The sequence below is a fragment of the Alloalcanivorax xenomutans genome, assembly GCF_900217905.1.
Taxonomy (GTDB): domain Bacteria; phylum Pseudomonadota; class Gammaproteobacteria; order Pseudomonadales; family Alcanivoracaceae; genus Alloalcanivorax; species Alloalcanivorax xenomutans.
In genome coordinates, this window is record NZ_OBMO01000013.1 from 45,054 (window position 1) to 68,600 (window position 23,547).

Here is a 23,547-nt window from a genome sequence, read left to right on the forward strand (position 1 = left end):
GAGCCCACCATGCCCAGCCCCAGCACACTGCGAATAGGCCGACGCTACCGCGCCAACCGCCTGCAAGGCCCCTATGATGTTCTGGTCATCGGTTCCGGCATCGGCGGGCTCAGCGCCGCCGCCTGTCTGAGCAAACTCGGCAAGAAGGTCGCAGTGTTCGAGCAACACTACACCGCCGGCGGTTTTACCCACGCCTACGAGCGCAACGGCTACGAATGGGACGTGGGCGTCCATTACATCGGTGACGTGGGCAAGGATCACACCCTGGCGAAGCGGCTGTTCGACCACATCACTGACGGCCAATTGCAATGGGCGCCGATGGATCCCTGCTACGACCGCATCCACCTTGGCGACCGGCAGTACGATCTGATGGCCGGCCCCAAGGCCTTCGTCGAGACCCTGAAGCGGGCGTTCCCGGACGACCACGACGCCATCGACCGCTACATGAAGCTCACCGCCAAGGCCGCCACCGCGATCCAGGTGCTGACCACCGCCAAGGTGCTGCCCGGCGCCGCCGGTAAACTGCTGGCCAAGGGGCTGAGTCTCACCGGGGCCGGCAAGCTGAACCGGCCCACCGCCGAAGTGCTGGGTGAGCTGACCGACAATCACGAGCTGATCGCGGTGCTCACCGGCCAGTGGGGCGACAACGGCCTGCCACCGGAACAGTCCAGCTTTCTGATCCACGCCATCATCGCCCGCCATTATCTGTACGGCGGTTTCTATCCGGTGGGCGGCGCCTCGGCCATGGCCACAACCATTATCCCGGTGATCCAGCAAGGCGGCGGCGACGTCTTCACCTATGCCGACGTGCGGGAGATCGTCATCGAGAACGGTCGCGCCACCGGTCTGAGGCTGGCGGACGATAATGTGGTTTCCGCGCCGGTGATCATCAGCGACGCCGGTGTCTTCAACACCTTCCAGAACCTGTTGCCGGATGCCTGCCCGCAACGCCAGGGCTACCTGGACCGGCTGACCCGGGTGCAGCGTTCCATGGCCAGCGCCTGCCTGTACGTGGGTCTGAACGCGGACGCCGCCAGCCTGGGACTGCCGAAAACCAATTTCTGGATTTACCCGGACAGCGACTATCAACGGCAACTGGAGCAAGCCCTGGCGGCCCCCGATGATCACGATATTCCGCTGACCTATATTTCCTTTCCCAGCGCCAAGGACCCCAGCTTCAGCGAACGCTATCCGGGCCGCGCCACCATCGAGATCGTCGCCGCCGCCCCCTACGAATGGTTCCAGGCCTGGGATGGCACGCCCTGGGGCAAACGGGGGGACGATTACGACGCGCTCAAGGAAGCATTCTCCCAGCGGCTGCTGGAAAAACTGTTCGAGAAAATGCCGCACCTGCGAGAGCACCTCGATTACTACGAGCTGTCCACTCCGCTTTCCACCGCCTATTTTTGCCGCTACCCCAGCGGTGAGATTTATGGCCTGAACCATGACCCGAACCGGTTCGAGCAACAATGGCTGCGCCCCAAGACCACCATTCCCGGCCTCTATCTCACCGGCCAGGACGTGCTTACCTGCGGCGTCGCCGGCGCCATGATCGCCGGGCTGGTCACCGCCATTTCGGTGGGCGGCGTGCGCGCCCTGCCGTTGGCCAAGGCCATGTTCGCGGGCTGACTATTCATGGAGTAATCATGATTCGTTTCTGGCTGGCGCTGTTGCTGTTGTCCCCCTGGCTGCTGTGGCAGGCGAAACGCACTCGGGCGACCACCCCTCGCCTGCCGGAGGCGGGCGGCGCCCCCAGCGGCCAAAGCGGAGAGGCCGGACCGGCGCTACGGCTGCTGGTGGTGGGAGAGTCCACCGCCGCCGGCGTCGGTGTTGGTGACCATCAACAAGGCCTGGCGGCGCATTTGGCCGCGCAATTGAGCCGGCGCCATGGCCGCACCGTGTTGTGGCGAACCGTGGGCGTCAACGGCATTCGCGCCGCCGCGCTGATCGGGCAGCTGCCCAGGGTGCCGGAGACGGATGTGGTGATAATCAGCCTCGGCGTCAACGACACCACCGGCCTGACCCGGCGCCGCGGCTATCGCCACGCATTGACGGAGCTGATCGCCGAACTACGGCGGGACAAAGCCGAGCTACCGGTTTATCTGCTGGCGGTGCCTCCGATGCAGCGTTTCACCGCTCTGCCCCGGCCGTTACGAGACCTGCTGGGTTGGCGTGCACGGGGGTTGGATCAAGTGCAGCAAGAGCTCGCCCGCGCGCTGGCCGGCGTACACCACCTGGCTTATCCACCCGTTGAAGGCAAGGATCTGCTGGCCGAGGACGGTTATCACCCGTCCGAACAAGGCTATGCGTTTATCGCTCGAACGGTGGCGAACAACATCAACGTGCCCTAGCCCCCGTTACCGTAAAACGCCGCGTCCGGCAGACTTTGGATCGCCAGCCGGGAGCTGCGGATGTGCAGGCGGGTACAGCGCTCCGCTCGCTTCGGATTGCCGGCCAGAATCGCCTCCCCCATGATCTGATACTCGCGGAAGCGGCGCGGCGGGTTGGTGAACTGGTCGTAGGACTGAAACTGCTGGCGCAGCAGCTGCACCATGGTCGCCGGTAGCATACGCGGTAATTCCCGATTGCCGCCGATGTCGATCATCACACCGTAAAAGCGGTCCCGTTGCTCCAGATAGGCGAAACTCAACCCACGCCGGCGGTGAGCCAGCAGTTCGTCAAAAACTTCTTCAAAACGCTGGCGATGATCGGCCTGGTCGATGCGCTGGGCCGCCAGCCGCGCCGCCAGCCCCAGCAATACCTCGATGTTCTGCAACAGGTCGCGTACTTCATCCCGGCTCAGCGAGCGGATATAGGCGCCCTTGTGCCGGGTCAGCGTAATGATCCGTTCCGCCGCCAGCCGCTTCAGCGCCTCCCGCACCGGTCCCCGGCTCACCCCCAGCTCGCGGGTCAGATCCGCTTCCACCAGCCTCTGCCCCGGCACATAACGGCCGCTGCCAATGCCTTTGCAAATGGCCTGGATCACCGCATCCGGTGAACTCAGCGGCGGCGTGACCGGCGGGGTGGCGTCTTCGGCTCTGCGCATGGGGAACGGTCCTTGATCATCGTTTTTAGGGGCCGGAGCAGGCTGGCAGCGCATTTTAATGAGGCCTCGCCCGGCACGCATCCTCGAATTATGTTAGCAATATTGTCCTACGATATTGACCCACAATAGTCCATGGGCTAGTTTCAGACAAACGCAACACCTCACTACCCGCCGCGCGCCGTCGACGCCCGGCGTATAAACACAACAACCATTTGAGGAGGCACACCATGCCACGTTGGATCACCACGGCAGCGGCCATCACCGCTCTGGGCGTCATCGCTCCCGCGGTTCAGGCCGAACCCCTGAAAATCGCCATCATCGAATCCCTGTCCGGCCCGCAAACCTCCACCGGCCGCCTGATCGCCACCGCCGCTGAGTATGTGATCGATCAGACCAACGCCAACGGCGGTTTCAATGGCGAACCCATCCAGGTGAAAGAGTACGACAACGCCGGCGACACCTCCGGCGCCGCCACCAAGTTCCGCGAAGCCGCCGCCGACGGCGCTCACGTCATTATTCAGGGCGCTTCCTCGGCGATTGGCGGCCAGGTCACCGAAGACGTGCGCAAGCACAATATCCGTAACCCCGACAATCCGATCATCTATATCAATGTCGGTGCCGAGGCCATGGAGCTGCGCGGCAAGAAGTGTCATTTCCACGCCTTCCACTTCACCACCACGGCGCCCTATCGCACCGTCCCGCTGATGCAGGTCATGTCCGAACAGGGCGATCTGGGCAAGCGCGTTTATTCCATCAACCAGAACTACTCCTGGGGCCGCGACATGGAGGCCGCCATCGTCGACAACGCGGACCGGTTTGATTACCAGGTGGTGGACAAGGTGCTCCACGAGGTGAACCGGATCCAGGACTTCTCCCCGTTCGTGGCCCGCATCAAATCGGAAAATCCGGATTCCGTGATCACCGGCAACTGGTCCAATGACCTGCTGCTGCTGATGAAGGCGGTGGGCGACGCCAACCTGGATATCACCTTCGGCACCATCTTCATGGACCAGCCCGGCAATGTGGCCAACGCCGGTGATGTGGCCGAGGGCCATTACGTGGCCCACAGCAGCAACATAGAACTGCTCGACGAGGCCGGCACCGAAGCCTACAAGAAAGCCACCGGTCACTATCCGGTGTTCATCGAACCGACCACTCTGAACGGCGTCGGGCTGTTCGCGGAAGCCCTGAAAAAAGTGAATTTCGACGGCGGCGATATCGACGTCAACGAAATTGCCCTGGCGATGGAAAACACCACCTTCGATAACGGTCTGGGCGGCATGCATGTCCGCAAGGCGGATCATCAGGCGGTGATCCCCATCGTGGTGTCCCAGGTGGCCAGCGGCGTCAAGTACCCGGTGGACGGCACCGAACTGGGCTTCAAGCCGATCAAGACCGTGGCCGGCGAGGACGCCATCTATCCGGCCCAGGACAGCTGCCGCATGCGGCGCCCGAAATAACCCATCCCGCTTTGATTCCGCGGCCGCGCCTCCCCGGGAGCCGGCCGCCATACTGATAACAACATCGGGAGAGACGCATGGAGTTCTTGATCGTCTCCACGCTGAACGGCGTCATCTACGGCATGCTCCTGTTCATGGTGTCCGCCGGGTTGACGTTGATTTTCGGCATGATGGGCGTGCTCAACTTCGCCCACGCTTCGTTCTACATGTTGGGCGCCTACTTCGCCTACACCCTTTCCGGCCTGTTCAATTTCTGGGTGGGGCTGATCGTCGCCCCGCTATTGGTGGCCATCATCGGCATGTTCATCGAGCGTTACATGCTGCGCCGGGTGCATGCCCATGGCCACGCCCACGAGCTGCTGCTGACCTTCGGCCTGGTGTTCATCTTCGAGGAGTTGATCAAGCTGTTTTACGGCGACTTCCCGGTGAATTATCAGCGTCCGGACTACCTCAATTTCGCCATTTTCAATCTGTTCGGTACCGACTATCCGTTCTATCGCGTGTTCATCGGCCTGGTGGCGCTGTTGATGTTCATCGTGCTGTTCGTGCTACTGACCCGCACCCGCGTGGGCATGGTGGTGCGTGCCGCCGAACGCCTGCCGGACACCGCGCGGGCGCTGGGGCATAACGTGCCCATGGTGTTCCTCGGCGTGTTCGGCGCCGGCGCGGCCCTGGCCGGCTTGTCCGGCGCGGTGGCCGGCGCGTTCTTTCCCACCAATCCGAACATGGCCCTGGAGCTGGGCGTGATCGTTTTCGTGGTGGTGGTGGTCGGCGGGCTCGGGTCCCTGGCCGGCTCGCTGATCGCCTCATTGCTGATCGGCGTGTTCAGTTCCTTCGCGGTGGGCCTGGACTGGTCGCTGGCTTCACTGTTCAGCCTGATCGGCCTGGGAGACTGGGCCAACAGTCTGGGCGGCCTGGTGACCATGCCGCTGTCCTCGATTTCCGCCACCGTTCCCTTCCTGTTGATGCTCATCGTGCTGCTGGTGCGTCCAGCCGGCCTGATGGGTTCAAAGAATTGAGGAGGCCACGATGCGATACGCCCTGATTGCCATCCTGGCCCTGCTGGCGCTGCTGATCATCGCGCCGCCCCTGCTCGGCACCGGCTGGCAGTACGCTCTGATCAACGCCTTGATCGCCGCCCTGTTCGCCGCGGCCTTCAATCTTCTGGTGGGCCAGGGAGGCATGTTGTCCTTCGGTCACGCCGCCTATTTTGGTGTCGGCGCCTTCACCGTGATCCATCTGATGCAGTCGGTGGAATACGGGGATATCCCCTTCCCCACCGTGCTGCTGCCGCTGGCCGGTGCCGCCGTCAGCCTGCTGTGCGGCGCCCTGGCCGGCTTCTTCGCCACCATGCGTTCCGGCGTCTATTTCGCGCTGGTGACCCTGGCTCTGGCGGAACTGCTGCACTCCCTGGCGCCGCACTGGGATGAAATGTTCGGCGGCGAAGCCGGATTATCGTCCATGCGCATGCCCTCGCTCGGCTTCACTTTCGGCTCCACGCTGGAGGTGTATTACCTGACGCTGTCCTGGGTGGTGATCTGCATCGGCCTGCTCTACGCCTACACCCGCACGCCTTTCGGACGGCTCACCCTGGCATTACGCGACAACGAGCAGCGCATCCGCTTCATGGGCTTCAACGCCCACGGCACCAAGATCGTGGTATTCGCCATCTCCGCCATGTTCTCCGGTGTCGCCGGCAGCCTCATGGCAATCTCCAACGAAACCGCCAACTACAGTGTGTTCAGCACCCAGGTCTCGGCCCTGGTGGTGCTGCATACCTTCGTTGGCGGTTCCACCATCTTCTTTGGTCCGATCGTCGGCGCTTGCGTGCTGTCACTGTTCACTTTCGTGGTCTCGGGCGTCACCCACTCGTGGATGCTCTATCAGGGCATCATCTTCGTGCTGGTCATGCTGTTCGCGCCCAAGGGCATCGGCGGCGTCATCCAGGCTCACATCGAACAACGCCATGCCTTGCCCTGGAAGCGGCTGGCCGCCCCGTACGCGCTCGCCACCCTGGCCGGCTTGATGGTCGCCTGCGCCACCGTGTTCGTGGTGCAGAGTCTGGAAATCGTGCTGTCCCGGGAGTACGCGGCGGCGGTGGCCCGCACCGGCGAATATGCGCCGTACACGGTGTTCGCCCGGGAATGGCAGGTGTTCCATCCCTTCACGTGGCTGTTCCCGGTGCTGTTGCTGGTGCCCGGTCTGTACCTGCTGCGTCGCGCCTTCGCCCGCATCCAAACGTTATGGGATAAGGACGACGACGATGACAACGGCGACATCGCCGCCGCCCCGCGGGAACTGATGGAAGGAGGCCACTGATGGACACCGCAATGCAGCCCGACGTCCTGGTTATCGACGACTTGCAAAAACACTTCGGCGGCCTGGAAATCATGCGCGGCGTGGACCTCACGATTAAGCAAGGTGAACGTCACGCCCTGGTCGGCCCCAACGGCGCCGGCAAATCCACCTTGTTCAACCTGATTTCCGGCGAGCATCGACCCAGCGGCGGGCGGATCTATCTGCGCGGCCAGCGCATCAGCGGTCTGAAACCGGAACAGATCAGCCGTCGCGGTCTGACCCGGTCGTTTCAGATCACCAATGTGTTCAGCCGTATGAGCGCGTTTGAAAACATCCGCATCGGCGTCATGGCCCGGCACGGCATTCGCTTCAACCTGTATCGGCGAATCAAACCGATGCGCGCCATCAATGACGAAGCCCATGCTCTGCTGCAACAAGTGCGCCTGGACCACCGTGCCGACAACCTGGCTTCGGACCTTACCTACTCGGAGCAACGGGCGCTGGAGATCGGCATGACCCTGGCCACCGGCGCGGAAGTGATCTTGTTGGACGAACCCACCGCCGGCATGTCCCGGGACGAAACCGCCTACATGGTGGAGTTGATCCGCCAGGTCACCGAAGGCAAGACATTGATGATGGTGGAGCACGATATGAGCGTGGTATTTGGTTTGTGCGACCGCATCTCGGTGCTGGTCTACGGCCGCATTCTCGCCACCGGCGGTCCCGAGGAGATTCGCTCTAATCAGGAGGTGCAAAGCGCCTACCTGGGCGAGGAGGAGGAACACTGATGCTGTTGGACATCGACCATCTGCACGCCTATTACGGCAAGAGCCATATTCTGCACGGCGTGCGTTTCACCATGCCGGAACCGCGCATCGTTGCCTTGCTGGGGCGCAACGGCGCCGGCCGCTCCACCACCTTGAAAGCGATGATGGGTCTGGTGCCTCCCAGCCAGGGCAAGGTGGCACTCAACGGCGAGGATCTGGCCGGCCGTCCGGCCCATGTCATCGCCCGGCGCGGCCTGGGTTACGTACCGGAAGAACGTCAGGTCTTCCCCAACCTCACCGTGGAAGAAAACCTGATGATGGGCATGCAGACCGGCGCCGAGGGCGCCCCTCGCTGGCAGGCGGAGGATATGTACCAGTACTTCCCCCGCCTGCGTGAACGCCGCAATCAGAAAGCCGGCTACATGTCCGGCGGCGAACAGCAAATGCTCACCATCTGCCGTTCACTGCTCGGCAATCCACTGGTGCTGCTGGTGGATGAACCCACCGAAGGACTGGCGCCAATGATCGTGCAAGTGGTCATGGACGTGATCCGTGACATTCACCAGCGCGGCGTGGGTGTGTTGCTGGTGGAACAGAAGATGACCATGGCCTTGCGCGTGGCCAGCCATGTACTGGTGATGGGACACGGCCAGATCGTCTTCACCGGTTCCACCGCCGACATGCAGGCGCGGGATGACATTCGCCGCGACTGGTTGGAAGTGGCGTGAGGAGAGCAGCGTGAACCATCCCACCAATCGCTTCGACATGCATTACGAAACGCACTTCGGCGGCCGTGTCATTCGCTGCTTCCAGCAGCGGCCAGTCTCGGTGCAAGCCATGCTGCAATCCGCCCTGGAACGCAATCCCGACGGCGATGCCTTCGTGGTCGAGGGCGAACGCGTCAGCTACCGCCGACTGGCACGGCGGGCCTCGCGGGTCGCCGCCGCCTTCCATGAACTTGGCGTGCGTCCCGGGGACCGGGTGGCGCTGGTGCTGCGCAACGGCCCGGCGTTGATGTACGGCCTTTATGGCGCGCTCTGGCTCGGCGCCATCGCGGTTCCCCTGAACGCCCGGGAACAAGGCGCCGGGCTCGGCTATATTTTTTCCGATTGCGCGCCCAAGGTGGCTATCGCCGAAGCCGACCTGGTGCAGCGGCTGCACGACGGCGGCGCCACCGGGGATCTGACCGCTCTGTTCTCGGTCGGAGGCGACGCCGAAGGCACCTCCCCCTTCGAGCCTTTGCTTGAAGGCCCCGACACCAATCTGCCGCTGGCCCGACCCGGACAGGAAGACACCGCCGTTCTGCTCTACACCTCCGGCACCACCGGCCGCCCCAAGGGCGCCATGCAGACCCACCTCAATATCGCTCATACCGTCAAACTGTGGGAAAAAACCATGGATCTGCGCTTCGCCGAGCGCTCCGTCCTGGCCGTTCCCGGCAGCCACGTCACTGGTTTGATGGGCATCATCTTCACCATGGCACACATGGCCGGCTGCACCCTGATCATGCCGCAATTCGACGCCGCCGAATTCAATCAACTGGTCGCCGATGAAAACGCCACCAGCACCATCATGGTTCCAGCCATGTACAAGCTGTGTCTGATGCGCGCCAACTTCGACACGCTCGATCTGAGCAGTTGGCGGGTCGGTGCATTCGGCGGTGCCCCCATGCCGGAATCGACCATCGTCGAGTTTGGCCAGCGGCTGCCACACCTGCAATTAATGAATGCCTACGGCGCCACGGAAACCTGCACCGCCGTCACCGCCATGCCACCGGAAGCCCAATTGGAGCATCTGGACAGCATCGGACGGGTATTGGATGGCGTGGATATCCGCATCATGGATGAACAAGGCCAAGAGCGGCCGGCGGGGGAGTCCGGGGAGTTATGGATCTCCGGGCCGGTGGTGATTCCCGGCTACTGGCAGGATGCGGAACGCACCGCGGAGAACTTCGTCGGCGGCTATTGGCGCTCCGGCGACATCGGTGACATCAGCGCCGATGGCTATGTGCGCATCTTTGATCGCAAGAAAGACATGATTATTCGCGGCGGTTACAACATCTATTGCATCGAAGTGGAAAACGCCATCGCCTATCACCCGGCCGTGGCCGAGTGCGCCGTGATCGGCGTGCCAGACCCGGTGCTTGGCGAAAAGATTCTGGCGGTGGTCAGCAGTCAGGACAGCGACCTGGATGCCGACACGCTCCGCCGCTTCTGTGCTGAACGTCTGGCCGACTACAAAGTCCTCGATTTTGTTCATCTGCAACGGGAGCCGCTACCGCGCAACGCCAACGGCAAAGTGATGAAGACCACCTTGCGCGATCGCCTCGCCCATCCCGAAACCGAACCCTGCTGAGAACCACCATGGATTTCGCCTACCCGGAAAAAACGCAAGCCCTGATCGCCCAACTCAACGCCTTCATGGACGAACATATCCACCCCAACGAAGCGCGCTACGAAGAAGAACTCGCCGCCGGTAACTACTGGCCGGAGGTGATCGAGGAATTGAAACCGAAAGCCCGCGCCGCCGGACTGTGGAACCTGTTTCTACCGGAATCAGAACACGGCGCCGGACTCACCAATCTGGAATACGCCCCCCTGTGCGAAATCATGGGGCGGGTAATGTGGGCGCCGGAAGTATTCAACTGCTCGGCACCGGACACCGGCAATATGGAAGTGCTGGCCCGCTACGGCACCCCGGAGCAGCAAAAACAATGGCTGCAGCCGCTGCTCGACGGCGAGATCCGCTCCTGCTTCGCCATGACCGAGCCGGACGTGGCCTCCTCCGACGCCACCAACATCCAAAGCGCCATCGTGCGTGACGGTGACGACTACGTCATCAACGGGCGCAAATGGTTTTCTTCCGGATCGCCGGACGAGCGCTGCAAGATTTTCATCTTCATGGGCAAGACCGACCCGGACAACCCCAACCGGCACAAACAGCAATCCATGATTCTGGTGCCCCGGGATACCCCGGGCATTACCGTCGTCCGCCCGCTACCCGTCTTCGGCTTTTCCGGCACGCCGGACGTCACCGGAGAAGTCCGTTTCGAAAACGTGCGCGTACCCGCCAGCAATATGCTGCTGGGCGAAGGCCGTGGTTTTGAAATCGCCCAGGGCCGCCTCGGCCCCGGCCGTATCCACCACTGCATGCGTCTGATCGGCCTGGCGGAACGGGCGCTGGAGAAAATGTGCAAACGCACCCAGGAACGGGTCGCCTTCGGCAAACCGGTGGCGGAACAAACCGTGACCCTGGAACGCATCGCCGAATCCCGCATACTCATCGATCAGACCCGGCTGCTGGTGCTCAACGCCGCCCATATGATGGACACCGTCGGCAACAAAGTGGCGCGCAAGGAAATCGCCATGATCAAGGTGGCCGCCCCCAATATGGCCGCCCGTGTCATCGACTGGGCCATTCAGGCCCACGGCGGCGGCGGCGTCACCAACGACTTCGGCCTCGCCAAAGCCTACGCCAACGCGCGCATGCTGCGCCTGGCCGACGGCCCCGACGAAGTGCACCGCAACCAGATCGGCCGGCTGGAACTGGCGCGGTATCGTTAATCAAGCACTCTGCCTAACTGCTCTCACAAGATCGTCTTGTGGGAGCGGTCCAAGGGCAATGACACCGGCCTTAACTCATGCTTTCAGGATCGCCCCTCCCTGGCGCCCTGACTCACCCCCTGCTTAAAAGCAGACATCTTTATGACTATCAATAAACATGGCCTGCACTTCTCTCCCTGCCTACGCGGCAGCGAACGGCTCACCCTCGCTACCGATCCGCAGGACCCTTTTCTTAGCTGCCTGCGCGGCAGCGAACCGTCTTCATCCGCTCACGCAGCTCTCGGGTCTTTTCTAAGCTGCCTGCGCGGCAGCGAACATCGAGGACGGAGAACCACCACGTCACCAGCTTTTCTAAGCTGCCTGCGCGGCAGCGAACATGGTGCGACTGTTGTCCGGTGAGCTTCGGGATTTCTAAGCTGCCTGCGCGGCAGCGAACTCCGTCATTGCACTGGTGCTGTTTGCCTTCCTTTTCTTAGCTGCCTGCGCGGCAGCGAACTCGTCCAGGTGTCTTACCCCTAGCCGATCGACTTTCTTAGCTGCCTGCGCGGCAGCGAACAGATCATCTATGTCAGCCCTGCCGTTCCGGGCTTTCTTAGCTGCCTGCGCGGCAGCGAACGGCGGCGGCAAAACGCCCCTGGCGTCATTCATTTTCTTAGCTGCCTGCGCGGCAGCGAACCTTGGCCTTTTCGGCACGTCGAGCCAGCACCTTTTCTTAGCTGCCTGCGCGGCAGCGAACCAGCGCTCCGGAAGTGGCCGGTTTTCTCGTTTTTTCTTAGCTGCCTGCGCGGCAGCGAACCTGGACGCATAGTTCCACCTCGTCCCATCGGATTTCTTAGCTGCCTGCGCGGCAGCGAACAAGCTCGCTCAGACGACGGTTTGCGCGTAGCTTTTCTTAGCTGCCTGCGCGGCAGCGAACACGACTCCGACCTGTACAACAGCGCGCTGGAATTTCTTAGCTGCCTGCGCGGCAGCGAACATCCGCGCCAGACACAAGAGCTACCCGTTCCTTTTCTTAGCTGCCTGCGCGGCAGCGAACCACATTCAGCCGACGCGCCTGCCGAAATCAGTTTTCTTAGCTGCCTGCGCGGCAGCGAACAACTCCTCCGGTCCGATCACCCTGCCGGCGCCTTTCTTAGCTGCCTGCGCGGCAGCGAACATGGCAAAGTCCGATGAAACGGACCTGACTCATTTCTTAGCTGCCTGCGCGGCAGCGAACTCCTGGCCAACGTCAGGATCACGTCATCCGTTTTTCTTAGCTGCCTGCGCGGCAGCGAACCTCCTTATCGGTTCCTCAAGCCACGTGGGTGTTTTCTTAGCTGCCTGCGCGGCAGCGAACTGTCCGATACGCGCCAATGCTTCGCGGTAGATTTTCTTAGCTGCCTGCGCGGCAGCGAACGACTGGAACGATCTTCACATCACCGGCGAGCTTTTCTTAGCTGCCTGCGCGGCAGCGAACGATTGTCACGGTTGAAGATGCCGTTGCCGGAGTTTCTTAGCTGCCTGCGCGGCAGCGAACGACCTGGCCGCCACTCTGGACCCTCTGGACCTTTTCTTAGCTGCCTGCGCGGCAGCGAACGATTGCGTCAACGTCTCTCGCGCCGACATATCTTTCTTAGCTGCCTGCGCGGCAGCGAACGATTGAGTCAGCGCCGTGGGACGGCCGCGACATTTCTTAGCTGCCTGCGCGGCAGCGAACCTCTAGATAAGCCAGCGGGCCATTCGCTATCATTTCTTAGCTGCCTGCGCGGCAGCGAACGGCGTCATGCTCGAACCTGGGCACGATCAGCCTTTCTTAGCTGCCTGCGCGGCAGCGAACACCCCCGCTTTAGTGTTGTGCTCAAACAGCCCTTTCTTAGCTGCCTGCGCGGCAGCGAACGCATGGCTGGGCGGCACCAGCGCTGCCGACAATTTCTTAGCTGCCTGCGCGGCAGCGAACCTCTCAGCCGGAGCCGGTCACGAGCAACCGGCTTTCTTAGCTGCCTGCGCGGCAGCGAACGCGACCCCTGGCTGGGCGTCGGGTTTTCCTATTTTCTTAGCTGCCTGCGCGGCAGCGAACCTCATGCGGGATAACGTCGAGCTGCCGCGGGATTTCTTAGCTGCCTGCGCGGCAGCGAACTAGAACCAAACGAATCTAACTCCCTGATTTTTAAAGAACAAGGCTAAAAAGAAGCGCCACACCCCAAATTTTGGAGCGTGACGTAAGTTATTGATTTTCGGAAAGTATTAATTGGAATCAAAAAAAGGGTCAGAACCACGGTATCGTTGCGGTAGGGCTGAGGCCATAGCGGCTGAAGCGGCCCGTAACCGGGTGTGCCTGCAGGTCACCGTGCTCTATAAACAGGCAGAAGTCCTGACCCGTGCTCTGGCTACGCAGCGTCACGTAGGGTAAATCAACCTTGCGCTCCACCGTGTCTGGGATTCGCTCCCGAGCCTGTTCCAGAGTTTCCTCGTGACGCCGCGCCCGGCGACGCCGGAGACGTTCCGCATTGGTCTTGAATTGGCGGCGCTGGACCACACGATGCTTGGCATTGCCTGGCACCGGAGCCAACCCTGTCATTTGGATATGGTCACGCATGCCGGCCAGACAATCTTGACTCATTAAATGATCCAGAGCCGCGGCACTGCCGTGCAGACGCAAGACACCACCCAGGGATTTCGGCCGCCGCTGGTGCTCCGGGAAACTGATACCAATGTCATCAGACTGAAGCTTGACCAAAGCGCGGTGCAATTTACCGTACAACGCCCCCATGAGAATGGTCGACGTAAACTCCGGATCGGGAAGTATCCGGATATCAATATACTGGTCCATATCTCACCCCGCGTCTCCAAACACCCCACCACGAATCAGGATGGCCATCACGAAATGTTGCTGCTCCACCGTGGGTGCCTGGTCCTTTAGCATCCAGCTATCCAGAAGGGAGTAAAAGTCGGCTTTTTGCTTGGGTTGGCGATAAGCCTTGCCCTGGGTCGTCACCGACCCATAGGGTTCCACCGCGATGGGTCCCAAGTTCTCGTCCTCCTCCTTGGGGTACCAGGTATCGATGGTACGGATGGCATTACCCAGCTTCTGGGAGTGCATCCCAGCAGTTTCACCGACTCGATACAGCGTTTTGCTCTTGTCACCACGTCCACGATCGAGAATCAGTTCCTGGGAAGGGAACACCTCTTGTCCGGCTCCAAGGCGGGCGAAGGCCACCACTTCCAGTAGCACATGACGACTTCCCGACAGCCCGTCGGTGATACACCCTGCTAGCGCCTGCAGAGAGGTTTTTGCCTCCTCGGTAGGTTCGAACCCCCGCAGAGACAGGGAAAGTGCATCGAAGGTCCAGATTTCAGCCGGCTCACCTTGCTCCATTAACCGCACCTGTACTTCAACCTGCTCGGCCCCCACTCGATTGCGCCACAGGAAGCGGCCATTCGCCAGATTATAGGCGTAGCGGCTCGCGAGCTCAGTAAAGCCGTTCGCCGCAACGTAGCCCTGTACTGCCTGATGCAGCCTGGCCTGATAATCAGAGTCATTACAAGCCGAAGGCTTACCGGCGCCGCTGAGCACCCGTAGGGTGAAACGAGCCATAAGGGTATCCGCCTCGCTGGGTAAGGCCGCCACATCCACGGTTTGTAGATTGGGATTCTCGATAGCGGCGTCCAGCTTGGCCGGATCCTGATCCTTGGTTTTCAAGCGATTAGATATGGTCCCCCGAACCGACTTTTCCCGGATAGTGACCGCCGGCCATTCGCCAACCTGGTCGCGCCGCGACCATTGCCCGGCGAAAAACAGCGCATCGGACGGGTCCAGTTTACGCTCGAAAGCAAGCACGGATGCGGTTTTGAGTTTATCGTTCTTGGCCATGATGGGTATCCCCTTTCGTTAAGCGGTAATGGGTTTATCTCTGTAGTCATTGCGGAGCCGGTACAGCCCCGAGTCCAGGTCGTTATCCACATACCAGAGCAACTGCTCTGGCCGCTCCAGGCGGTGGGGGCTGACCCATTGACCAACGGAATACAGGCTCTCCACGAACCGGAATGGGGTCGACGCATCCCGCGTCCGAGCCACTTCACCAGGATCGTAAAGCCGGGACAGGGCGCCATAGCCCACAGGGATGGGCACGATCCAACCGGGCCGATGACGTACCTCCCACTCCACGGCGTCATGACTTTCACCCTGGCTGTTGGTGGTGGTTTCCAACCGGCAGGTATGGTTCAGACGAGACAGGTCCAGCCAAGCGTCCAGCATGGAAAACTCCGGGTTCACAGAGCGCAGTTCATCAAGATGTTGCTGAAGCAGGTCATCCCGTGACACCAAAACAAACCCAGGCAGGCACCGCCGACGCAAGCGCTTGAATTGCATGGCCCGAGCCTCCGCGTTGTCATCCAGTTGTATTAATTCAGGCTTCAATCTGGATGGCCGGCCGCCGCTCAGAGCCGGCATAACACTCCCGCCCGCGACGCGCATACCCGCCACTATCCCGGCGATCTCGTTCGCTACTTGACCCAGCTCCGCCCCTTCGCCGGCACAGGCCCCCCCTTGAACCGAGAAGATCAGTGTAATGTCGAGGTGGATACGCCCTTCCTCGACAATCGCCGCCGTGGCTCCCGTCTTATCCACTGGGTTGCGAGTCAAATGAAAGGCACGCGTGAAGCCGCCTTCTGTGGCTTGAGCCTGGTAGTGGTGGCAGACAACGCCTACCGCGTCGAACTCCAGATCCAGAGTCTCCGGCAGCTTGCGTTCCAGAGCCTGCATCAGCCCCACGAAGGCACTCATGGCCGGAAAGCCCCAGGTCATCGGGCTGGAAACCGCATTGGCATTCTGAATGCGCAAATGCGGCAATATCAGCAGGTTACGTACATCAGACATAGGGCAGGTCCTCCTGCAGCGCGTTCAACCTCTTGGCTAGTTGTTTCTGCCAGAACGCGAATTCCGCATCCCCGAGTGGCAGGGATTTGCCAAACTGGCTATTCAGCCAAGTCGCGAAGCGATGCCGAACCTCCTGCGCCCAGTCGCCCTGCTCCCGGCGTTGAGCAAAGCTCTCATCATCACGCCAGGGGTCGAGCCATAGCGCTTCCACATCCACAAGGCGACAATCCGGCGAGTCACTCCACCCCGGCTCGAGCACCGAATAGCCACTGGCGAAGGCCACTAATTCATCGATCATGGCCCCCACATACTCATCACGGCGATCTCGAGTTTCAGCATTCGGCTCCGCATCCGACATCAACAGGCGGCGCAGCCCGGACAACAGCCGACGCACCTCCTTGCGCCGGCCAAAACGGGGAAACACCGAATCCGTGAAAAGCGGAGGTTTAGTACCACTGTCGATCCATGTCGGCGGAAGCGAGGCAAGCAGATAGTTACTGCCACCCCGCTCGCTATTGAGCTGGGAGATGTTCTGGGGTTTGGTACCTCCGAACTTCTGAACGGCGATATTGGGGTAATCCCGATATCCGCCTTCCCAGTAGCGGCCGTCCCGCCGGGCTTGCCGGGCCGCCTTGGTGGTCTCACCGAAACGGTCCTCATTGATCGTTTGATAAACACGATGAGCCAAAGAGGTAGCGTACAAGGGGGCAAGCAGATGAAAGCTTCCGTCATCTCCGGGGTCGTCACCTACCAGCCAGTACACCTGCTTGGCATGGGTATGGGACGCTTCACCACCTCGGGGCTCCGTGATGGCGGCAAAGGAAGTCATCCACTCCCTGGCCTGTTCCGGGTCCTTGCTCAGAGCAGCCGTCAGGGCTGGATCCCCCTCCAATACCCGGTCCAGAAAAGAGCGCCCGTCATGTTCCAACTTAAGGAACTTATACACATCCAGGGCCGCTGCGTTGCCCACCACATCGCCGTCAAAATCCTCGGGGAGCAGATGGCTGCCAACCAGCGAGTGAGGAACTAGGCTTTCCGGTGGCGCATAGAGATTAGAACCCTTAGCGTCCGGATGGAGGGGTTTGAGCGAGTGAGTAACCACCTGCAGCTGACCGACACGGCGTGCCGCGTCGGCCACCCAGGTTTCCAGCTCGTACTGAGCAACGAGCTCCTCACGTTTCGGGTCTTCCGGAGCCAGCTTCTCTGCTTTAGCTGCTAACCGTTCCTTAAGAAACCCTTTAATCACCGAATGCAACTGAGCACTTTCTAATTCAGGCATCTTACCTACCCCTCCCTATTACTCTTCCCTTACTGAAACCATTTTATCGCCGCTTCGAAAACCCCAGGGCCGGATGAAAACGCCAGCCCTGGGCACTTTCCGGCAGCGTGACCACACCGAAGGTCCGAGCGGCGTTTTCCAAGACCATTCCTTTGGCGTCCGCGAGTTCTACCAGTGCCCCCAGGTAGTCTGGCGTTCCCCATGACTGAATCCCCGGCCCTCTGTCCCGGGCAAGATCAATCCGTTCGAGCTTGCTCTTTTCCACGGGAACATAGAGCTTCTCGTGGCGTCTTTGGCCATCCTGGATCAGATGCAGTATCCAGTCCTCTCCACGCTCATCCGGCAGCAAAACCAGCTCGTCCTGACGGGCCGATTGATAGCGGAAGGGCTGGTACTGAGGCATGACACCCAATAGGTGTAGCCTCGGCATCCTGTACCAACTGTAGGCACCCAGCCGTGGTGGAACCGGCTCCCTGAGACGACGCTTGCGTTCGCGTGGCGTCAGGGACGCGGAATCCATGGGAGATAGATCAGGTTTCGCATCCCCTGGTGGCTCCAACAGGGATGCCCGCAAGCGCTCGTGTTCCAGGTCCACCAAACTCTCATGAGGCCGAAGCGTTTGCCGCTCCAGGATACGCGGCCGGGCATCCACGACCGTCCATTCCTCCGGCCGCATCAGATCATGCAGTGAGTGACTATTAAGGCGCCAATCACCAGCGGTCTCGAAGCCAGGCCGGCAGAAGGCCGGTTCGCTTGGACGCTCCAGGTGTTTCAGATTAGTATCCAGAAGCACCATATTGGGGGCATCACAGGCCGCTTCCCGGTGCCGCCGCACCCGGCCCGCCAGTTGAATGATCGATCGCATGGACGATGGCTCCACCACCGCCCAGTCATAATCATGATCGCGCCCCACCTCAGTAACTGGGGACCCCAGCACTATAAAAAGCTGGTCCTGTTCCGGATGAGCATCCAGGCGTCGCCGGATATCAGGCATCTCGAAGAACGCCTTGGCGTCACGGCGGTCCAGAGCACGATCCAGACACCGTTCAATCTCGGACCGTACCAATAGAGGTTGCTGGGAGTGATAGACGCAAAGATGAATTCTCCGCCCATCTCTTGCCCCGAGCCGATATAACGCCAGGGCCACGTCAAAAATGGGATCGATATTGGCCATGCGGATCAAACCAAAACTCACCCGCCTGCCACCATGGGGATCGACGCTATGATGGCGATCATGCAGGCGCTCGGCATGATCTCGCAGACACTCCGCCAATGACTGACGAATTGACGCCCCATCTTGCCCAAGCCCCTTCAAATCACCGATTTCCGACCGGCGGAGTATCTCTGCCTTCGCCAGCCGCTGATGTCGGCGCTTGGCGAATTGCTGGTGCATGCCTGAAAAACCGCCACCGTCCGAGCAGGTCTCATGGTGACGGTCGTGTTCGTCGAACCAGGCGCAGCAAATCTCCACGGGGCACCCCGGCTCGCCCCGGTTCTTTTGATATTGCTCCCGGCCATCCCGATAGGCCTCAAAAAGACCACGAACCAACGAAGGCGGTAAGGTGGCCGAGGACAGCAATACCCGCGAGCCCAGGAGACCAGCCCAATGCACCAGCCGCGTAAGTGCGGGTAAATCATCGATATCGAAGTCGTCGATCTCATCCAAAACCAGATCACTGCTCATCAAGCGCAGCATGGGCGCAATCTGTCGGCCACCGCGAGTCCCTTCGGTGGCGGGAATCAAATGATCGACGGTGCAGACCAGAATAGGTGCGGCAATCAGATTACGAACATTTGGATCCTGATTCAGCCGCCGCAGAACAGGGTGAGCATCAAAGTTGCCGTCAAAAGTGACGTGTCCGTCCTCCTCCATCAGGCTCTGGGCGGAGGCCGATCCTGTGCGCTCAGCCTGCTGTTCATAGTGCTCGAACAGCGCCCGGCTGGCGCTGCCGCCCACTCTTACCGCCAGCTCATCTTCACCGAGGTTAAGGCGCTCGCGATAAGCCTGCCCGGTCTGCAGAGTCAGGGTGCGCAGGCCCAATGCAACGCTGAACCGAGCCCCTTTTTCCGGATCAGCAAGGGCATAGAGGATGCGACCGTTCGCCAGAGTCTTCCCGCAACCCGTGGAGGCCATATTAATGCCAAAGAACCCCTGCCGTTCGCTACGCTCGCGGATTGAGCGGGCCAGATCGAATGCCTTGTCCTGCCAGCGGAAGCGGGGGTGATCACTGCGTTTTCTAAAGCCTTTATGGCGAGCAAGACGAGGGAGGTGTCGGGCCATGCTGGGCAGTGCCCGACTCACTGCCGCGCTGTGTTTCTCCACCCCCAAGAGATGTTCATCCAGAGGCTGTTTCAAGACACCTGCTTTATCGGTATTAGCGTAGAGGGGATAACCTCTTTCACCGCGAACCCGGTGTCTGCTTTCCTCAAGGCCGGAATAGTAATGGTCCGCCAGCATCAGACTCAGTCTTGCCAGATGCATGACATAAGCATTATCCAGCACAGGGGATGAGTGATGCGGCAAACGCTCGAGCAAACGCCGGGCCAGATGCCCGGCCCGCTCACGCCATCGGGATGTAGTTACCGGCAAAGCGTGTTCAAAACACCAGTAGGGTTCAACCTGTTCCCGCACACAGGTGTCGTGGACCTCATTCCAGTCCGCACTAATGACAGCGGGTATATCCTGAAGCTGATCCGACCGCAGCGCGGGGCGCAATACACCCCAGCGAGGCCGTCTACCTGAATCATCGGGCTCGCCAGGTTTCATCGGCAGCCGGTGATGTGTCACGATCAGCCACCCTACTGCCGCGGCCAAAGGCGGTAGGTGGCGAAACGGCGAGTCACCATTGTCGTCCAAACCATCCCTCTGCAACTGCTGAAGCCATCGATCGTCATCCCCCAGACCGGGCCCAAGCAGCCTTCCCAGCCAACCGGCATCGTCATCATTACCGACAAAAGCGGCGAACAGGCGTAGGGAAATCCATTCATGCCGATAGAGGTTACGGCCTTCAAGCTTTCCAACCAGCCGATTCTGAAAGGCAAGACAAGCCTTCCCCAGGTCATGCATAAGAGCAGCCAGGCCAGCTAACAGCAGGATGTCTTCACCGGTATGCCAGTCGTTCTCGTCGCTCTGGCGCAGGACATCTCGGGAAGTGGTATTCGTGGGTGTCGCCCCCTGGGCATTGAAGCGGCTGGCATCCCCAACGATCCACAGCAGCTCGCTGTGGTCGTGCCCGCGAATCCAGTGACATGCCACCGCGGTATTTTTGCGTGCCGACTTTCGTAGTAATCGACGCAATGTATCCAGTCCGGCCCGGGTAATCGGAGTTTGCCAGGTTCTGTCGCCGCGGCGCTCGGCAAACTGATCCAGAATCCGGCGCGTCTCGCTCAGAGCGTTTTTGCTGCATTGGGAAACAAACAGCACGTTCATTCGATGCCCTGCCCGAGATCCTGCGCGACGCTCTTCAAGGTATCGATCATAAAGTCCAGCGACTCGGTCCGAGTAAGCCGCTCGATACAGGCCTGGCGGAATTCCTGTTCTTCATCGCCTCGCATGGCGGAAAGAAACGCCTGAGGCAGAATTACCGCATCCTTGACCAGATCCGCCACGTCGAAAACCAGCCCACCTCGCCTTGTCTTGCCGTGGAGTACAGCCAGACCATGGGGGATCCCAAGCACCCAAGTGGCTGTGGCCGCGATCCCGTAGGCCAAATAGTTGCCATGATCGAGAAAGCGATTGGCGGGATCGGTGCCACTGCCCCGCTTGGCGCGGGTGAAGTCACCATAGTCCACCGCCCGAGTGGCCATTTTGAACAGGGCCTTGGTAAGCCTCGCCTCCAGGGTGAGTAAATCCGTGGTATTGGTAGCCTCTTCGATCGCTTTCCGATGATGCGCCAGAGTCGAGGCCAGAACGTCAGCGGTTACTTCAAAACCAGAGTCCTTGAGAGCCCGACTGAGCCATAGCGTTTCAATTCGTGCCAAACGGGACAACTGAAAGGCACGGGCCGCATCGAGCCGCCGTTCGTCATCGAACCAGAACCGCACCCAGTACTGCAGGTACTCTGTAGGCCGATATTCACTTTGCGGCGTCAGCCAAGCCACATCCACATCAACCTCATTGGCCGAGAAAAGCGGCGTACCACCTCCTCCACAGAAACCCACCAACACGCCGGCCTTGGCCAGCTCTCTCATTGCAGCTTGAGTAATGGAAGTGCCTGTACCAAGCAAGAGCGTTGTTGTATTGGCAATAGGGATATTCCAATACAAGGATTGGCGCCCCTCATCGGTGACATACTCGACTCGCCCGCCATTTACCAATACCCGGCAATGCTGCAAATAATAAATATTGGCCCGTTTCGAATGGAGTATTGTCTTCAAATCCGTCGGCGATATGTCCTGCATAATCCCCCCAAGGAGTCTGTCCTCGGCGCCTTTTCACACCGTCACAGTCTGGTTTGCAATTTCCATAGCTCTAATGACTACTTAAACCCTTAAGTGACCCTAACACTCCCTCTGCTCACCAAATGGCACCACTGAGCATAAAGACAGTCTAATAATGGGCGCCTTATATAGAGGCTCGCCCTGTATCCACGTCATTCACTCTGCTTTCCGACGTAGCCCATCAACGCCCCCTCCAAACGCTTCCGCACCGCCATCCGCAGTTCCGGCGGCCCCAGTACCTCCACGTCCGGCCCATGCCGCAACACCTCCATGATCAGTTCCGTGGGGTCCGAGTACGGCACCCAAAGGTAGTAACCGTCATCCCGCCATTCTCCTCGCTGGTCCGGATGCCAGAGTTCGTCGGCGACCCAGCGGGCGGCGCGTGGGGAGAAACGCAGTTCTGCCCTGTTGGACGGTGCGCCGGAGAAGAGGCCGAAGCTGTCGCCGATGAATGCCTCCAGAGATTCAGCGTCGATCTGTTTGTAGGGGCGGTCTTCCATCTGCGGCATCTCTATTCGATCGAGAGAGAAGAGGCGCAGATCACCCGCTTGCTCGCAGTACGCCAACAAATACCAGTTGTGGCGATAATGAAGAAGCCGCTGTGGGTGTACCGTGCGCTCTCCGGATCTGTCATGACTACGGGCCCGATAGCGAATGCGCAGGCAAGTATTGGCGAGGGTGGCATCGGCGATGCCGATAAAGACGGGGTTGTCGACCGGTCGTTGCAGGACAGGAAGCAGTCGGACTTTCTGGCCCAGCCGGGTTTCATGCTCGCTGGCGTCCCCCAGCAATTTCTGGATCCGCTGGCGAATCGGGGTCAATCGCTGAGCCATCAGCCCCGGCTGTACCGTTTCCAGCAATTGTTCACAGGCCAGCAACGCGTAAAGCTCACTGGCGTTCATCCAGAAACCGGGCAACTCGAATTCCGGTGCTTCCGGATCGTAGTAATGGCCGTTGCGGTCCCGGTCGTAGACGATGGGCGCGCCAAAGAAATCCCTGAGATATTCAAAATCCCGGGTGATGGTGTTACGGGTTACCCCCAGTTCCTCGATCAGGCGCCGCATCGGTACGGGTTGCCGGGCGCTGCGCAACAGACCGTGGATGCGGTAAAAACGCTCCAGGCGGGTCACGGCAAATCCTTATGCATTTTTCTTGTTTAATCGACTTTATCTCTTCGTGAACCACGTCACAACTCATACTGAGGCTGTCCGGGTTTGCCATGCCAGAATCACGGTATTATTATTTGATACCATGAACAGTAAGCAGCGCGGCACCCTGAAGGCCATCTACTCCAGCCCTACTCCGAAATCGCTTGAGTGGAAGCAGATTGAGTCGCTCCTTATGGCCCTCGGTGCTCGTACTATCGAAGGGAATGGATCGAGAGTGCGCTTCGAGCTGAATGGTGTGATTGGTACTTTTCACCGTCCCCATCCCGACAAGGAGGCCAAGCCGTATCAGGTACGTGACGCACGGGCCTTCCTTGAGCAAGCAGGAGTTACCCCATGAATGCAATGACCTACAAAGGCTATGCGGCCCGCATCGAGTACAGTGACGAAGACAATCTGTTCGTGGGACACATCGCGGGCATTCGTGACGTGGTGGGTTTTCATGGAGAGTCCGTTCAGGAATTGCGCTCCGCCTTCGAGGAGGCGGTCGATGACTATCTCGATACCTGCGCCAAGCTGAATCGCCAGCCGCAAAGGCCTTACTCCGGCAAGCTCAGCCTGAGACTGGAACCGGAACTGCACGCTACGGTTGCGGTCAGGGCCGAACTTGCGCACAAGAGCATCAATCAATGGGTCGCTGATGTGCTGAGCCGGGAAACCCGCACATAACAGT

General features: G+C 60.3%; 19 protein-coding genes and 1 CRISPR repeat array. Of the genes, 11 read left to right on the plus strand and 8 right to left on the minus strand.

Annotated elements, in window-relative coordinates; translation table 11 throughout:
- Nucleotides 1-9 precede the first annotated feature (9 nt).
- Nucleotides 10-1,629: a phytoene desaturase family protein gene (locus CRO06_RS11805; RefSeq protein ID WP_097058510.1), complete on the plus strand. Its 1,620-nt coding sequence runs from the start codon at nt 10-12 to the stop codon at nt 1,627-1,629.
- A gap of 17 nt (nt 1,630-1,646) precedes the next feature.
- Nucleotides 1,647-2,351, plus strand: a complete 705-nt coding sequence (locus CRO06_RS11810; protein ID WP_097058511.1) for an SGNH/GDSL hydrolase family protein — start codon at nt 1,647-1,649, stop codon at nt 2,349-2,351.
- Here the strand turns inward: CRO06_RS11810 and CRO06_RS20280 are convergent.
- On the minus strand, nt 2,348-3,046 hold the full coding sequence (locus CRO06_RS20280) for a GntR family transcriptional regulator (RefSeq protein WP_022996228.1): 699 nt from the start codon (nt 3,044-3,046) through the stop codon (nt 2,348-2,350). The two genes, CRO06_RS11810 and CRO06_RS20280, sit on opposite strands and share 4 nt — an antisense overlap.
- 227 nt (nt 3,047-3,273) lie before the next feature.
- On the opposite strand from CRO06_RS20280, the gene CRO06_RS11820 reads away from it, so the two are divergent.
- The 7 genes from CRO06_RS11820 (at nt 3,274) to CRO06_RS11850 (ending at nt 11,134) form a co-directional block, all read left to right on the plus strand.
- The gene (locus tag CRO06_RS11820) at nt 3,274-4,506 is read left to right on the plus strand and encodes a branched-chain amino acid ABC transporter substrate-binding protein (protein WP_022996229.1); all 1,233 of its coding nucleotides are present in this window, start codon (nt 3,274-3,276) and stop codon (nt 4,504-4,506) included.
- 77 nt (nt 4,507-4,583) lie between these two features.
- The gene (locus CRO06_RS11825; protein WP_026948597.1) at nt 4,584-5,525 is read left to right on the plus strand and encodes a branched-chain amino acid ABC transporter permease; all 942 of its coding nucleotides are present in this window, start codon (nt 4,584-4,586) and stop codon (nt 5,523-5,525) included.
- Nucleotides 5,526-5,535: 10 nt separating this feature from the next.
- Nucleotides 5,536-6,825 (plus strand): branched-chain amino acid ABC transporter permease, encoded by a 1,290-nt coding sequence (locus tag CRO06_RS11830; RefSeq protein WP_026948596.1) that lies wholly within the window; start codon nt 5,536-5,538, stop codon nt 6,823-6,825.
- Nucleotides 6,825-7,592, plus strand: a complete 768-nt coding sequence (locus tag CRO06_RS11835; RefSeq protein ID WP_218839888.1) for an ABC transporter ATP-binding protein — start codon at nt 6,825-6,827, stop codon at nt 7,590-7,592. The genes CRO06_RS11830 and CRO06_RS11835 overlap by 1 nt, the downstream gene beginning before the upstream one ends.
- Complete coding sequence (locus CRO06_RS11840) at nt 7,592-8,299, plus strand: ABC transporter ATP-binding protein (RefSeq protein ID WP_022996233.1); 708 nt, start codon at nt 7,592-7,594, stop codon at nt 8,297-8,299. Before CRO06_RS11835 ends, CRO06_RS11840 begins: the two co-directional genes overlap by 1 nt.
- Before the next feature lie 10 nt (nt 8,300-8,309).
- Nucleotides 8,310-9,926: a class I adenylate-forming enzyme family protein gene (locus tag CRO06_RS11845; protein ID WP_097058512.1), complete on the plus strand. Its 1,617-nt coding sequence runs from the start codon at nt 8,310-8,312 to the stop codon at nt 9,924-9,926.
- Nucleotides 9,927-9,934: 8 nt separating this feature from the next.
- Entirely contained in the window at nt 9,935-11,134 is a 1,200-nt protein-coding gene (locus CRO06_RS11850; RefSeq protein ID WP_097058513.1) for an acyl-CoA dehydrogenase family protein, read from the plus strand.
- Nucleotides 11,135-11,362: 228 nt separating this feature from the next.
- Nucleotides 11,363-13,250: direct repeats of the CRISPR family, unit length 28 nt; unit sequence TTTCTTAGCTGCCTGCGCGGCAGCGAAC.
- Between the two features lie 129 nt (nt 13,251-13,379).
- Here the strand turns inward: CRO06_RS11850 and cas6f are convergent.
- From cas6f to CRO06_RS11885, 7 genes are all read right to left on the minus strand, one after another.
- Entirely contained in the window at nt 13,380-13,943 is a 564-nt protein-coding gene (gene cas6f / locus CRO06_RS11855) for a type I-F CRISPR-associated endoribonuclease Cas6/Csy4 (RefSeq protein ID WP_097058514.1), read from the minus strand.
- A gap of 3 nt (nt 13,944-13,946) precedes the next feature.
- Nucleotides 13,947-14,984 carry a type I-F CRISPR-associated protein Csy3 gene (csy3, locus tag CRO06_RS11860; RefSeq protein WP_097058515.1) on the minus strand — a complete coding sequence of 346 codons (1,038 nt, stop codon included), beginning with the start codon at nt 14,982-14,984 and terminating at the stop codon, nt 13,947-13,949.
- Between the two features lie 18 nt (nt 14,985-15,002).
- Nucleotides 15,003-15,989: a type I-F CRISPR-associated protein Csy2 gene (gene csy2, locus CRO06_RS11865; protein ID WP_014995869.1), complete on the minus strand. Its 987-nt coding sequence runs from the start codon at nt 15,987-15,989 to the stop codon at nt 15,003-15,005.
- A complete protein-coding gene (gene csy1, locus CRO06_RS11870) occupies nt 15,982-17,268 on the minus strand; it encodes a type I-F CRISPR-associated protein Csy1 (protein WP_097058516.1) in 1,287 nt (428 codons plus the stop codon). Before csy1 ends, csy2 begins: the two co-directional genes overlap by 8 nt.
- Nucleotides 17,269-17,311: 43 nt before the next feature.
- Nucleotides 17,312-20,698 (minus strand): type I-F CRISPR-associated helicase Cas3f, encoded by a 3,387-nt coding sequence (gene cas3f, locus CRO06_RS11875; protein WP_097058517.1) that lies wholly within the window; start codon nt 20,696-20,698, stop codon nt 17,312-17,314.
- Nucleotides 20,695-21,669 (minus strand): type I-F CRISPR-associated endonuclease Cas1f, encoded by a 975-nt coding sequence (gene cas1f / locus CRO06_RS11880; protein ID WP_097058518.1) that lies wholly within the window; start codon nt 21,667-21,669, stop codon nt 20,695-20,697. Before cas1f ends, cas3f begins: the two co-directional genes overlap by 4 nt.
- Nucleotides 21,670-21,860: 191 nt before the next feature.
- Nucleotides 21,861-22,838, minus strand: a complete 978-nt coding sequence (locus CRO06_RS11885; RefSeq protein ID WP_080531427.1) for a helix-turn-helix transcriptional regulator — start codon at nt 22,836-22,838, stop codon at nt 21,861-21,863.
- Between the two features lie 121 nt (nt 22,839-22,959).
- Between CRO06_RS11885 and CRO06_RS20285 the strand changes: the two genes are divergently transcribed.
- A complete protein-coding gene (locus CRO06_RS20285) occupies nt 22,960-23,214 on the plus strand; it encodes a type II toxin-antitoxin system HicA family toxin (protein ID WP_080531428.1) in 255 nt (84 codons plus the stop codon).
- Complete coding sequence (locus tag CRO06_RS11895; protein ID WP_080531429.1) at nt 23,211-23,543, plus strand: type II toxin-antitoxin system HicB family antitoxin; 333 nt, start codon at nt 23,211-23,213, stop codon at nt 23,541-23,543. The genes CRO06_RS20285 and CRO06_RS11895 overlap by 4 nt, the downstream gene beginning before the upstream one ends.
- The last annotated feature ends 4 nt before the right edge of the window (nt 23,544-23,547 follow it).